This window comes from Enterobacter sp. 200527-13 (genome assembly GCF_027924865.1).
Lineage (GTDB): Bacteria > Pseudomonadota > Gammaproteobacteria > Enterobacterales > Enterobacteriaceae > Enterobacter > Enterobacter ludwigii.
Map to the genome: position 1 here is coordinate 448,881 of NZ_BSCM01000002.1, position 13,479 is coordinate 462,359.

Annotated in this window: 11 protein-coding genes; 9 read left to right on the forward strand and 2 right to left on the reverse strand. The window is 54.2% G+C overall.

All coding sequences use genetic code 11. The annotated features are described in order from the left end of the window. Position 1 precedes the first annotated feature (1 nt). The gene (uxuA, locus tag QMG44_RS11350) at positions 2-1,192 is read right to left on the reverse strand and encodes a mannonate dehydratase (RefSeq protein ID WP_032678583.1); all 1,191 of its coding nucleotides are present in this window, start codon (positions 1,190-1,192) and stop codon (positions 2-4) included. A gap of 204 nt (positions 1,193-1,396) precedes the next feature. On the opposite strand from uxuA, the gene QMG44_RS11355 reads away from it, so the two are divergent. The 9 genes from QMG44_RS11355 (at position 1,397) to yejF (ending at position 12,977) form a co-directional block, all read left to right on the forward strand. Beyond that, positions 1,397-2,863: a mannitol dehydrogenase family protein gene (locus QMG44_RS11355; RefSeq protein ID WP_020883184.1), complete on the forward strand. Its 1,467-nt coding sequence runs from the start codon at positions 1,397-1,399 to the stop codon at positions 2,861-2,863. 123 nt (positions 2,864-2,986) lie between these two features. Further along, complete coding sequence (locus tag QMG44_RS11360) at positions 2,987-3,973, forward strand: GTP-binding protein (RefSeq protein ID WP_059306572.1); 987 nt, start codon at positions 2,987-2,989, stop codon at positions 3,971-3,973. Between the two features lie 33 nt (positions 3,974-4,006). Then, positions 4,007-4,720, forward strand: a complete 714-nt coding sequence (locus QMG44_RS11365) for a phosphatase PAP2 family protein (protein ID WP_025203633.1) — start codon at positions 4,007-4,009, stop codon at positions 4,718-4,720. 416 nt (positions 4,721-5,136) lie between these two features. Continuing rightward, complete coding sequence (gene mepS / locus QMG44_RS11370; protein WP_014170930.1) at positions 5,137-5,706, forward strand: bifunctional murein DD-endopeptidase/murein LD-carboxypeptidase; 570 nt, start codon at positions 5,137-5,139, stop codon at positions 5,704-5,706. Between the two features lie 126 nt (positions 5,707-5,832). After that, positions 5,833-7,374 (forward strand): cyclic di-GMP phosphodiesterase, encoded by a 1,542-nt coding sequence (locus tag QMG44_RS11375; RefSeq protein WP_020883182.1) that lies wholly within the window; start codon positions 5,833-5,835, stop codon positions 7,372-7,374. Between the two features lie 77 nt (positions 7,375-7,451). Continuing rightward, positions 7,452-9,257 carry an extracellular solute-binding protein gene (locus QMG44_RS11380; RefSeq protein WP_063214746.1) on the forward strand — a complete coding sequence of 602 codons (1,806 nt, stop codon included), beginning with the start codon at positions 7,452-7,454 and terminating at the stop codon, positions 9,255-9,257. A 9-nt stretch (positions 9,258-9,266) separates the two neighbouring features. Next, positions 9,267-10,361, forward strand: a complete 1,095-nt coding sequence (locus QMG44_RS11385; protein WP_014170933.1) for a microcin C ABC transporter permease YejB — start codon at positions 9,267-9,269, stop codon at positions 10,359-10,361. Then, positions 10,361-11,386 (forward strand): ABC transporter permease, encoded by a 1,026-nt coding sequence (locus tag QMG44_RS11390; protein ID WP_014170934.1) that lies wholly within the window; start codon positions 10,361-10,363, stop codon positions 11,384-11,386. Before QMG44_RS11385 ends, QMG44_RS11390 begins: the two co-directional genes overlap by 1 nt. A gap of 1 nt (position 11,387) precedes the next feature. Then, entirely contained in the window at positions 11,388-12,977 is a 1,590-nt protein-coding gene (gene yejF / locus QMG44_RS11395) for a microcin C ABC transporter ATP-binding protein YejF (protein WP_086532281.1), read from the forward strand. A gap of 3 nt (positions 12,978-12,980) precedes the next feature. Here yejF and QMG44_RS11400 read toward each other — a convergent pair whose 3' ends face one another. After that, complete coding sequence (locus tag QMG44_RS11400; protein WP_014170936.1) at positions 12,981-13,325, reverse strand: YejG family protein; 345 nt, start codon at positions 13,323-13,325, stop codon at positions 12,981-12,983. Between the last annotated feature and the right edge of the window lie 154 nt (positions 13,326-13,479).

The window sequence follows — 13,479 nt, forward strand, 5'->3', positions numbered from 1 at the left end:
GTTACAGCAGTTCCGGGTATTTCGTCATCTTCAGCGCCAGCTCAACGCCCCGCACTTCCGCCATGCCTTTCAGACGACCAATCGCCGAATAACCTGGGTTCGTTTTCTTACGCAGATCGTCCAGCATCTGGTGACCATGATCGGGACGGAACGGGATAGGACGAACGTCACCCGCGTGCTTACGACGTACCTCTTCCGCCAGAATCGCATCCACTACCGCGACCATATTCACATCGCCGCCCAGGTGCGCTGCTTCATGGAAGGTTTTTGGATTATCCTCACGACAGGTCGCACGCAGATGCGTGAAGTGAATACGATCGCCGAAGGTTTCAATCATCTGCACCAGATCGTTATCCGCACGCACGCCGTAAGAGCCGGTACACATGGTGAATCCGTTATAGATACTGTCCACGGTCTCTTTCAGCCACTGCATATCTTCAATCGTGGACACGATACGCGGTAAACCGAGAATAGGACGCGGAGGATCGTCCGGGTGCACGGCCAGGCGCACGCCCGCTTCTTCCGCTACCGGTACGATAGCGCGCAGGAAAAACGCCATGTTTTCACGCAGCTGGTTTTTATCGATATTCCCATATTCCGCCAGTCGCGCGCGGAACTGATCCAGCGTATAGCCCTCTTCAGCGCCCGGCAGGCCAGCAATAATATTGCGGGTCAGCTTTTCAATCTCGGCGTCACTGGCTGCGTTAAACCACGCGAGCGCCTGCTGCTGCTCTTCAGCCGTGTAATCGGCTTCTGCACCAGGACGTTTCAGGATGTGCAGCTCAAATGCCGCAAAGGCAATCTGATCGAAACGTAATGCTTTTGAACCGTCCGGCAACGTGTACTCAAGATCGGTGCGCGTCCAGTCAAGAATGGGCATGAAGTTATAGCAAACAGTATCGATACCGCAGGCCGCCAGGTGACGAATGCTCTGCTGGTAGTTGGCAATCCAGGTCTGATAATCACCTGAATGGGTTTTGATATCTTCGTGAACCGGGATGCTTTCCACCACAGACCAGGTCAGGCCTTTTTCCGCCAGCAGCGCCTGACGCTTTTTGATTTCTTCAATCGGCCATACCTGACCATTAGGAATGTGATGCAGCGCCGTCACGACACCCGTTGCGCCAGCCTGACGCACATCATCAAGAGAAACCGGATCGTTCGGCCCGTACCAACGCCAGGTCTGTTCCATTGCCTCACCTCTAAAGTTGTTATACCAATATGGATGACTACGATGACGACTACCATACATGTTTGCCGTAAAGGGTCAACACACCGCCACACATTGATTGATCAAACTCACACTTCGGGGATATTTACGGCTCACCAATTTAATTTGCTGTCATATAACTTTACACTGGCGTTGTTAATTAATGGTTAATCAGGTGTGTATTTCATGAAGACAATTGCCTCCACCTCGCTTCCTGCCCATGTCCAGCTCCCTCGCTACGATCGTAAGCAGTTACGCTCTCGCATCGTCCATTTTGGCTTCGGCGCATTTCACCGCGCGCATCAGGCCTTGTTAACAAACCGGGTGCTGAATGAGAAAGGCGGCGACTGGGGTATTTGTGAGATTAGCCTCTTCAGCGGCGACGTGCTGATGAGCCAGTTGCGCGCACAGGATCATCTCTTCACCGTGCTGGAAAAAGGGGCGGAGGGAAACCAGCCGATTATCGTCGGTGCCGTCCATGAATGTCTGAACGCAAAACTGGATTCTCTGCCTGCCATCATTGAGAAATTTTGTGAACCTCAGGTCGCCATTGTGTCGCTCACCATCACAGAGAAAGGTTATTGCATCGATCCCGCCACCGGTAATCTGGATTTGCACAACTCCCGGATCGTTCACGATCTGGAGAACCCGTCTGAACCGCACTCCGCGCCCGGGATCCTGGTCGAGGCGCTCCACCGCCGCCGTGAACGCGGCTTGTCCGCTTTTACCGTCCTCTCCTGCGACAACATCCCTGATAACGGCCATGTGGTGAAAAACGCGGTACTGGGGATGGCCCAGAAACGCGACCCGGCGCTGGCAGAGTGGATTGATTCACATGTGAGCTTTCCGGGGACCATGGTCGACCGAATTGTCCCTGCCGCGACCGAGGCGTCGCTGGCAGAAATCACGCAAGAGCTTGGAGTAGAAGATCCTTGTGCTATCAGCTGCGAACCGTTTATTCAGTGGGTAGTGGAAGATAACTTTGTTGCCGGACGCCCGGCATGGGAAGTGGCTGGTGTACAAATGGTGCAGGACGTTCTGCCGTGGGAACAGATGAAATTGCGCATGCTCAACGGCAGCCACTCTTTCCTCGCGTATCTGGGCTACCTCGCCGGGTATGCGCACATCAACGAATGTATGGAAGACACCGCTTTTCGCGAAGCCGCACGTCGGTTAATGCTAAATGAGCAGGCTCCTACGCTGCGTATTAAGGATGTCGACCTCACGGCTTATGCCGATAGCCTGCTTGAACGCTTTGCCAATCCGGCACTGCAGCACCGGACCTGGCAAATTGCGATGGACGGAAGCCAGAAATTGCCGCAACGCATGCTGGATGGGATCCGCATCCATCTTGAACGTAAAACCGCGTGGCCGCTGCTGGCCCTGGGCGTTGCAGGCTGGATCCGCTACGTCAGCGGTACCGACGAGCGTGGCGACGCGATTGATGTGCGCGATCCGCTGAGTGATAAAATCCGCACCCTTGTTGCAGCCAGCAGCGACGCTGAGCGCGTCAACGCCCTGCTGGGGCTGAGTGAAATCTTTGGTCACGATCTCGCACAAAATAGCCTATTCGTGGAGGCCATCAGCCAGGCCTATCAGCGCATCGCCCGCCATGGCGCGCGTCAGGCTGTTATCGAAACGTTAAATATTTAGCGATTATTGCGCTTAAGGCGAACGGCGATTGCCTCCGTTCGCCCTCCCCCTTCTCATTGCGCCCGTTTTTCGCCAGGATGATGGATAATTGTTATAGCATCACAATCATCGACTGGAGCGCACGTGACCAAAACCAACCTCATTACCGGTTTTCTCGGCAGCGGTAAAACCACCTCAATTCTCCACCTGCTGGCCAATAAGGATCCGGCAGAAAAATGGGCCGTCCTGGTCAATGAATTTGGCGAAGTGGGTATTGATGGCGCATTACTGGCAGACAGCGGCGCGATGATCAAAGAGATCCCCGGTGGCTGCATGTGCTGCGTAAATGGTCTGCCGATGCAGGTCGGGCTGAATACGCTGCTGCGTCAGGGCAAACCAGACCGTCTGCTGATTGAACCGACCGGGCTGGGTCATCCGAAGCAAATTCTCGATTTACTGACCGCGCCGGTCTACGAGCCGTGGATCGATCTGCGTGCCACGCTGTGCCTGCTGGACCCCCGTCAGCTGCTGGATGAAAAAGCCGTGACCAACGAGAACTTCCGCGACCAGCTCGCCTCGGCAGATATTATCGTCGCCAATAAAGAGGATCGCGCAACGGCGGAAAGCCAGTCCGCACTGGAGACATGGTGGCAGCACTTCGGTGGCAACCGTCAGCGGGTGCAGACCACCCAGGGGAAAATTGATAACGCCCTGCTTGACCTGCCTCGTCTGAACCTGGCGGCGCTCCCGGCAAGCGCGGAACACGCCCACAGCCATCCGCAAAAACAGGGTCTGGCTGCCCTGAGTCTGCCGGAACACCAGCGCTGGCGTCGTAACCTTAACAGCGGCCAGGGCTATCAGGCCTGCGGATGGATTTTCGATGCGGATACCGTTTTCGATACCATCGGCGTACTCGAATGGGCCAGACTGGCTCCGGTCGATCGTGTTAAAGGGATCATGCGCACCCCGGACGGGCTGGTGCGGATCAACCGTCAGGGCGAAGATTTCTTTATCGAAACGCAAAATGTGGCGCCACCTGATAGCCGAATAGAGTTAATTAGTGCGGTTAACGCCGACTGGAATGCCCTGCAGTCCAGCCTGTTGAAGCTTCGTTTAAGTTTGGGCGGCTAACGTTGCCCCAGATTTCACTCTATGCTGAATGTTATGACGACTCGACTTCCCCTGATATTACTGCTTAATGTCGCCGGTCTGGCGCTCTTTTTCTCCTGGTATATCCCGGCGAATCATGGTGTCTGGTTTCCGCTGGATTCTGCCATTTTTCACTTCTTCAACCAGGAACTGGTGAAGAGCGAAGCCTTCCTGTGGCTGGTTGCTATCACGAATAACCGCGCCTTTGACGGCTGCTCGCTGCTGGCGATGGGCGGCCTGATGCTCTCTTTCTGGCTGAAAGAGGACAAAACAGGACGCCGCCGTATTCTGATTATTGGTTTGATGATGTTGCTGCTTGCGGTGGTAATTAACCAGCTGGCAACGGCCATTATTCCGGTTAAGCGTTCCAGCCCAACGCTCTTCTTCCCCGATATTTATCGCGTCAGCGAGCTGCTGCATATTCCAACGAAAGATGCGTCGAAGGCCAGTTTCCCGGGCGATCACGGAATGATGCTGCTTATTTTTTCCGGCGTGATGCTCCGCTATTTCGGCCGAAAAGCCTTTGCGATAGCCCTGATTATTTTTGTGGTTTTTGCCTTCCCACGGGTAATGATTGGCGCTCACTGGTTTACTGATATTGCAGTCGGTTCGCTCTCTTCTGTGCTGGTTGCGCTGCCGTGGTGTCTGATGACACCGCTGAGCGACAAGATAATAGCCGTGTTCGATCGCTACCTCCCCGGCAAAACGCAACAAATCAGAAACCAATAATTAACCTTAATTAACACTATGCATCAGGGATCGTTTTGATCCTTGATGCACTTTTCTCCCCTTTCCCCCCCTCCCGTCATCATTTCGTCACAATATTCGTGATAAAAATGAATGTGTTGCACGGTTTTTAACCTTGATCGTGCGCTTTTTGAACAATTATCAATTTTTACTTTCTGTATCACAATTTCTTATAAAAAAAAGGCTTTTTTTGCTCGCAATACCCCAGGCAATCGGTTAATCTCGAACTCGTTTTGCCCCATAGAGATAATTATTTCGCTGGTGAATAAATTTGTGCGCTACGCCACAAATGTGATCAGAAAGAATTGTCTCATTGTGAACAGATAATTAGTCTCGTCACGTTTGGCATTTTTTATAACGATATTTGTCGTTAAGGACTTCAAGGGATAATAAACAAAATGGTCAAATCTCAACCGATTTTGAGATATATCTTACGGGGGATCCCGGCGATAGCAGTGGCGGTACTGTTATCTGCATGTAGTACATCGAACACCGCAAAGAATATGCATCCTGAGACGCGTGTTGTGGGAATGGAAGATTCCTCGTCACTGCAAGCCTCTCAGGATGAATTTGAAAATATGGTACGTAATCTGGACGTGAAGTCCCGTATTATGGACCAGTATGCTGACTGGAAAGGCGTGCGTTATCGTCTTGGCGGCAGCACCAAAAAAGGCATTGATTGTTCCGGTTTCGTACAGCGTACTTTCCGTGAGCAGTTTGGGTTAGATCTTCCGCGTTCAACTTACGAACAGCAGGAGATGGGCAAGTCGATTTCACGCACTAAACTGCGCACCGGGGATTTAGTCCTGTTCCGTGCGGGTTCGACAGGTCGACATGTTGGCATTTACATTGGCAATGACCAGTTTGTACATGCCTCCACCAGCAGCGGTGTGACCATTTCCAGCATGAACGAACCTTACTGGAAGAAGCGCTATAACGAAGCGCGCCGCGTACTGACCCGCAGTTAAAATAATCATTGTATCGTTGGTTATCCCTTGGCCGGCGATATGATAAAAAAAGCACTGCTTCGGCGGTGTTTTTTTTTGCCCGTTACACTGAATACATTCAGCGGCAATCCAGGAACCACGACGTCTATGTTCACCCGCTACTTCTCCAGTAATCGCAAGATACTTTTCCTCAGCCTTATCACCGGCCTGATCACAGCCCTGCTCCTGGGTTCATTGCAATTTTTCTGGAGCTACCACAAGCGGGAAGTCAGATTCGACACCCTGATTGACGACGTGAGCATCTACATGGAAAGCTACTTCGATGAGTTAAAAAGCTCTATCGATCTCCTTCAGCCGCTCACGCTGAACAGCTGCCACGACGTCAACGCTGAGCTGACCTCTCGCGCGGCCTTTAGCCTTAACGTGCGCGCCTTTTTGCTGGTCAGGGATAAACTGGCGTACTGCTCTTCAGCCACCGGTCCGATGAACGTCCCGATGGAAGAACTGATACCCGAGCTGCACATCGATAAACAAATTGATATGGCGTTACTGCCGGGCACACCGATGATGCCGCACAGACCCGCGATTGCCATCTGGTATCGAAATCCGCTGGTGAAGGACGGCGGCGTGTTTACTTCGGTAAACATCAACCTGACTCCGTACATGCTTTATACCGCACGCCAGAACGAGTTCGCGGGCATTGCCATCATCATTGGCGACAATGCGTTGTCGACCAGGTCCGCCACACTGGTTAAGGCACAGGATTTACATGAAACGCCGGCACGCACCGCGACCCTAAAAGAGGTTCCGCTGACGATCAAACTGTACGCCGAAGAGTGGACGAGCGATGAAATCCTGTTCGCGGTGTTCTTTGGACTGGTCTGCGGGATTGCGGCCGGCTCGCTTAATTTCTATATCCTCACCACGCGTCTTAACCCAGGCAAAGAGATCCTGAGCGCCATTAAACGTGGCCAGTTTTATGTGGTGTATCAGCCTGTTGTGGATGCAGAGACGCTGCAAATGCGCGGTGTCGAAGTCCTGATGCGCTGGAAACACCCGACGATGGGGGAAATTCCGCCTGATGCCTTTATCAACTTCGCCGAAGCGCAGAAGCTGATTGTGCCGCTGACGCTGCATCTCTTTGACCTCATCATCCGCGACGCGCCGGTATTACAGACCCTTCTGCCGCCGGGCGCAAAACTGGGCATTAACATTGCGCCGGGGCATCTTCATGCGGAAAGCTTCAAAGAGGATATGCGCACTTTCCTGGACTTAATGCCGCCGGATCATTTCCAGATCGTGCTGGAAATCACCGAGCGCGACATGGTTAACCATCGGGAAGCCAACAATCTTTTCGAATGGCTGCACAATGAAGGCTTTGAAATTGCGATTGATGATTTTGGTACCGGCCACAGTGCGCTGATTTACCTTGAGCGTTTCACCATGGATTACATCAAAATTGACCGGGGTTTTGTCAACGCGATCGGGACGGAAACCGTGACCTCCCCGGTGCTTGATGCCGTACTCACCCTGGCAAGACGACTGAATATGTCGACCGTCGCCGAAGGGGTGGAGACGCCGGAGCAGGCAGCCTGGCTGCGCGAACATGGCGTTGTTTTCCTTCAGGGTTACTGGATTAGCCGCCCGATGCCGCTGGAGCAGTTCCGCCAATGGCAGCCTGAACGTTGAATGATTTCACATTGCCCGTGACGTCACTTATTATTCAGCTTAACTGAGCCGGTCAGTCGAAAGGGAGCCGCCGCGAGATGCTTATGCGCTTTATGTTGCTGCTGTTGGCATTAACGAGCCTGTCCAGCCAGGCGCAAACCATCACAGAGAACATCGCGTTCTCCGTGATTGGTGAGCCAAAGTACGCGGTCAATTTTACGCACTTTGATTACGTCAATCCTGCCGCGCCAAAAGGCGGGAACGTGACCCTCTCCGCTACGGGAACGTTCGACAACTTCAACCGCTTCGCCCTGCGCGGCGTGGCGGCAGCGCGAACAGAATCGCTCTACGATACGCTGTTTGTTACGTCTGATGATGAACCCGGCAGTTACTACCCGCTGATTGCCGACAACGTGCGTTACGCGGATAACTTTGCGTGGGCGGAAATTTCGATTAACCCACGGGCGCGTTTTCACGATGGGACGCCGGTCAAAGCCAGCGACATTGCCTTCACATTTCACAAATTTATGACTGAGGGCGTTCCCCAGTTCCGCATTGTCTACAAAGGCGTTACGGTCAAAGCCATTGCCCCGCTCACGGTGCGTATTGAGCTGAGTGAGCCGAATAAAGAGAACATGCTCAGCCTGTTCTCCCTGCCCGTGATGCCTGAATCGTTCTGGAAAGATCACAAACTTAGTGACCCGCTCTCCACGCCCCCGCTGGCGGGTGGCCCATACCGTATCACCGACTGGCGCATGGGGCAGTATGTTGTCTATTCCCGGGTCAAAGACTACTGGGCGGCAAACCTGCCGGTAAACCGGGGCCGCTGGAATTTCGATACCCTTCGCTACGATTACTATCTTGACGATAACGTAGCATTTGAAGCATTCAAAGCCGGTGCGTTCGATATGCGCGTGGAGAGCAGCGCTAAAAACTGGGCGACACGGTATATCGGCAAAAACTTCGCTAACGGGTATATCGTTAAAGACGAGCATAAAAACGCGTCCGCTCAGGATACGCGCTGGCTGGCGTTTAATATCCAGCGTCCGGTATTTACTGACCGCCGGGTGCGGGAAGCCATTACCCTGGCCTTTGATTTTGAATGGATGAACAAAGCGCTATTTTACGGTGCTTACAGCCGGGCAAATAGCTATTTCCAGAACACTGAATACGCCGCTCGCGATTACCCAAAAGCGGACGAACTTGTCCTGCTGGCACCGCTGAAAGCAGAACTGCCGCCGGAGGTGTTCACGACGGTATTTCAGCCTCCGGCGTCAAAGGGTGACGGCTACGATCGCGACAACCTGCTTAAAGCCAGCAAGCTGCTGGATGATGCAGGCTGGCCACTGAAGAATCAAAAACGCGTCGATTCCAGAACGGGCAAACCGTTAAGCTTTGAGCTGCTGCTTGCGTCCGGAAGCAACGATCAGTGGGTGCTGCCGTTTAAGCACAATCTTGAACGGCTGGGGATTACCATGAACATTCGCCAGGTCGACAACGCGCAGCTCACCAACCGCAAACGCAGCCGTGATTACGACATGATGCAAACCCTGTGGCCCGCGCAGCCGTGGCCCAGCTCAGATCTGCAAATATCCTGGGCATCCAGCTATATCGACTCCTCCTACAATGCGCCGGGGGTGAAAAGCCCGGCGATTGATGCCTTGATTGCGAAAATTGTGGCGGCGCAGGGTGATAAAGAAAAACTCCTGCCGCTGGGACGCGCCCTCGACAGGGTCTTAACCTGGAATTACTACATGCTGCCAATGTGGTATATGGGCGAAGACAGGCTTGCGCGCTGGGACAAGTTCTCCGAGCCTGCCGTACGCCCTGTCTATTCACTGGGCTTCGACACCTGGTGGTATGACGTTAACAAAGCCGCCAGACTTCCCGCTGAGCGGCGATAAGGAATCATCATGGGTGCGTATCTGATCCGCCGTCTCCTGCTGATTATCCCGACCCTCTGGGCAATCATCACGATTAACTTTTTTATTGTGCAAATCGCGCCCGGCGGCCCGGTCGACCAGGCTATTGCAGCCATTGAATTTGGCAACAGCGGCGGCATGCCTGGCGGCGGTGGCGAAGGAATGGGCGCGAGCCATGCCCGCACCGGCCTGGGAAATATCAGTGAAAGCCATTATCGCGGCGGACGTGGCCTGGATCCGGAAGTCATCGCCGAGATCACCCATCGTTATGGCTTCGACAAACCGCTTCACGAGCGGTATTTCAACATGCTCTGGGACTACCTCCGCTTTGATTTTGGTGACAGCCTGTTTCGCAGCGCGTCGGTTTTAACATTGATTAAGCAAAGTCTGCCGGTGTCGATTACCCTGGGGCTGTGGGGAACGTTGATTATTTATCTCGTCTCTATTCCCCTGGGGATCCGTAAAGCGGTTCACAACGGCAGCCGCTTCGATGTCTGGAGCAGCACGTTTATCATCATCGGCTATGCCATTCCGGCGTTTCTGTTTGCCGTTCTGTTGATTGTCTTTTTTGCCGGTGGCAGCTATTTCGATATCTTTCCGCTACGGGGGCTGGTGTCAGCGGATTTCAGCACCCTGCCCTGGTACAAGAAGATCACCGATTATTTCTGGCACATCACGTTGCCGGTGCTTGCAACCGTCATTGGCGGCTTTGCGGCCCTGACCATGTTGACCAAAAACGCCTTTCTCGATGAAATCCGTAAACAGTACGTTGTGACTGCCCGTGCGAAGGGCGTGGGCGAAAAGCAGATCATGTGGAAACATGTCTTTCGCAACGCCATGCTGCTGGTGATTGCCGGATTTCCTGCCACGTTCATCAGTATGTTTTTTACCGGCTCGCTGCTGATAGAGGTGATGTTCTCCCTCAACGGACTGGGCTTGCTGGGATATGAAGCCACCGTGTCGCGCGATTATCCGGTCATGTTTGGCACGCTTTATATCTTCACCCTGATTGGCCTGCTGCTGAATATCATCAGCGATATCAGCTATACGCTGGTTGATCCCCGAATTGATTTTGAGGGCCGCTGATGCCGCGTTTAAGCCCCGTCAACCAGGCCCGATGGGCCCGTTTTCGCCACAACCGCCGCGGCTACTGGTCGCTGTGGATCTTTGCCGTCCTGTTTGTCTTAAGCATGTGTTCGGAATTGATTGCCAACGATAAACCGCTGCTGGTGCACTTTAACGACCGCTGGTATGTGCCCGTTCTCACCCAATACAGCGAAAGCGATTTTGGTGGCCCGTTTGCGACGCCCGCTGAATATCAGGATCCGTGGCTTCGCCAACAAATTGAACAGCACGGCTGGGCACTCTGGGCGCCGGTGCGTTTTGGCGCAAACAGCATTAACTTTGCGACCACCACCCCCTTCCCTTCCCCGCCTTCCGCGCAAAACTGGCTGGGAACGGATGCCAACGGTGGCGATGTGCTGGCACGCATCCTCTACGGCACGCGGATCTCGATCCTCTTTGGGCTGATGCTGACCGTCTTTTCCAGCGTGATGGGCGTGGTAGCTGGTGCCGTTCAGGGCTACTACGGCGGGAAAATCGACCTGTGGGGTCAACGTTTTATTGAAGTCTGGTCAGGCATGCCGACGCTGTTTCTGATCATTCTGCTTTCAAGCGTGGTACAGCCAAACTTCTGGTGGCTGTTAGGCATTACCGTCATCTTCGGCTGGATGGCGCTGGTAGGCGTGGTGCGGGCGGAATTTCTGCGCACCCGTAATTACGATTACATTCGCGCTGCCCAGGTGCTGGGGGTGAGCGACCGCGGGATCATTTTCCGCCATATGCTTCCTAACGCCGTGGTAGCGACCCTCACCTTCCTGCCGTTTATTCTGTGCAGTTCCATCACTACCCTCACCTCGCTTGATTTCCTTGGCTTCGGGCTCCCTCTCGGTTCCCCGTCGCTCGGCGAGCTACTGCTGCAGGGCAAGAACAACCTGCAGGCACCGTGGTTAGGCATCACCGCCTTTCTTGCCGTGGCCGTGCTGCTTTCACTGCTGATTTTTATTGGCGAAGCCGTGCGCGATGCTTTTGATCCCAACAAGGCGGTATAAGATGACGCAGCCCCTTCTCAGTATTGATAACCTGTCGATTGCCTTTTCAAAACAGGGTGAGGCGCGTACCGTGGTCACGGAGTTGTCGCTGCAGATCCAGCGCGGCGAAACGCTGGCGCTGGTAGGCGAGTCAGGCTCTGGCAAGAGCGTATCGGCACTGTCGATCCTGCGCCTGCTTCCGTCTCCGCCCGTCAGCTATCCGCAAGGCGACATTCTGTTTCACGGTCGCTCGCTGCTGCATGCCGATGAAAAAACCCTGCGCGGAATTCGCGGCAATAACATTGCCATGATTTTCCAGGAGCCGATGGTCTCTCTTAACCCGCTGCACACGCTGGAAAAACAGCTCTATGAAGTGCTGTCCCTGCACCGGGGCATGCGCAAAGAGGCGGCGCGGGGGGAGATTCTGGATTGTCTTGAACGAACCGGCATTCGCAATGCCGCAAAACGGCTGAACGATTTTCCCCATCAGCTTTCCGGCGGCGAACGTCAGCGGGTGATGATTGCGATGGCCCTGCTCACGCGACCCGAACTGTTGATTGCCGATGAGCCCACCACCGCGCTGGACGTGACGGTGCAGGCGCAAATTCTGCGGCTGCTGCGGGAGCTGCGTGACGAACTGAACATGAGCCTGCTGTTTATCACCCATAACCTCAGCATTGTGAGAAAGCTCGCCGACAGCGTCGCCGTGATGCAAAACGGACGCTGCGTCGAGCAGAACACCGCAGCCACCCTGCTGAAAGCGCCTCAGCACCCCTATACGCAGCGTCTGCTTGATAGCGAGCCCACGGGTGACCCGGTTCCCCTGCCGGCTGACAGCGCGCCGTTGCTGCGCGTTGAGGGGCTGGGCGTGTCGTTTCCTGTTCGCAAAGGGATTCTGCGGCGCATCGTCGACCAGAATCCGGTATTGAAAAATATCCATTTTTCCCTACGTCCGGGCGAATCGCTGGGGCTGGTGGGCGAGTCCGGTTCGGGGAAAAGCACCACCGGCCTGGCACTGCTGCGCTTAATCGCCTCGCAGGGTGAGATCCTCTTTGACGGTATGCCGCTGCACAACTGGAACCGTCGCCAGATGTTGCCCGTTCGTCCCCGCATGCAGGTTGTGTTTCAGGATCCAAACTCCTCGCTTAACCCACGGCTGAACGTATTACAGATTGTCGAAGAGGGTCTGCGCGTTCATCAGCCAGCATTGACCGCCCGGCAGCGGGAAGAAGAAGTGATACGCGTTATGGCAGAAGTTGGCTTAGATCCGGATACCCGGCACCGCTACCCGGCTGAATTTTCCGGCGGTCAGCGCCAGCGTATCGCCATTGCCCGCGCGCTGATCCTCAAACCGGAGCTGATCATTCTGGATGAACCGACGTCGTCGCTGGACAGAACCGTTCAGGCTCAGATCCTGGCATTACTGAAAGGATTGCAGGAAAAGCACAGGCTGGCCTATATCTTTATCAGCCATGATTTACAGGTTGTGCGGGCGTTATGCCATCAGGTGATTGTGTTGCGACAGGGAGAAGTGGTCGAGCAGGGAGAGTGCCAGCGCGTATTTGCTGCGCCAACGCAGAGCTACACGCGCCAGCTGTTGTCCGCAGACTAGCGCTCAGAAAGGATACTGGCCCGAGAAAGGCTCAGCGATAGCAACACCAAAGTTTTTCAGACGGCAGGTCGCGGCAAATTCATCCTGGCTTTTCACGAACAGGCAGGGTTCACCTTCACACTCTAGTACGGAGCTGTCCACTTCAATATCCGTCAGGGCCTCGCTGAGACGCTCCATGACTCGCCATGCATTTTCGTCGCTCGGGCTCAGCAACTTAAGTGCAACCAGACAATTCTCGCAACCCGCGACGCTTTGCGGAATCGGTTCAACTTTCGAACCTGCAAAACCCGCCGACCAGCGATAGCTCTGGGGCAAGCGATGGACTATGGAGAGTTGTAATGTATTCACGTTCGTTCCCCGGAAGCAAAAATTACTTCACAATTTATTTACATTTATAGTAACACATCATCGCCAGCCTGCACTATTCGGCGCTTTTTTATAGGTGTTCAGGCTCGCGTCGGCGCTATATGTACCCGTTTCTGCGATCTAACTCAACCTTTTT

Excerpts from the sequence above, each read along its gene's own strand:
- QMG44_RS11375 (WP_020883182.1), top strand. The coding sequence starts at position 5,833 with ATGTTCACCCGCTACTTCTCCAGTAATCGCAAGATACTTTTCCTCAGC.
- QMG44_RS11385 (WP_014170933.1), top strand. The coding sequence starts at position 9,267 with ATGGGTGCGTATCTGATCCGCCGTCTCCTGCTGATTATCCCGACCCTC.
- mepS (WP_014170930.1), top strand. The coding sequence starts at position 5,137 with ATGGTCAAATCTCAACCGATTTTGAGATATATCTTACGGGGGATCCCG.
- QMG44_RS11390 (WP_014170934.1), top strand. The coding sequence starts at position 10,361 with ATGCCGCGTTTAAGCCCCGTCAACCAGGCCCGATGGGCCCGTTTTCGC.
- QMG44_RS11380 (WP_063214746.1), top strand. The coding sequence starts at position 7,452 with ATGCTTATGCGCTTTATGTTGCTGCTGTTGGCATTAACGAGCCTGTCC.
- QMG44_RS11365 (WP_025203633.1), top strand. The coding sequence starts at position 4,007 with ATGACGACTCGACTTCCCCTGATATTACTGCTTAATGTCGCCGGTCTG.
- uxuA (WP_032678583.1), bottom strand. The coding sequence starts at position 1,192 with ATGGAACAGACCTGGCGTTGGTACGGGCCGAACGATCCGGTTTCTCTT.
- QMG44_RS11355 (WP_020883184.1), top strand. The coding sequence starts at position 1,397 with ATGAAGACAATTGCCTCCACCTCGCTTCCTGCCCATGTCCAGCTCCCT.
- yejF (WP_086532281.1), top strand. The coding sequence starts at position 11,388 with ATGACGCAGCCCCTTCTCAGTATTGATAACCTGTCGATTGCCTTTTCA.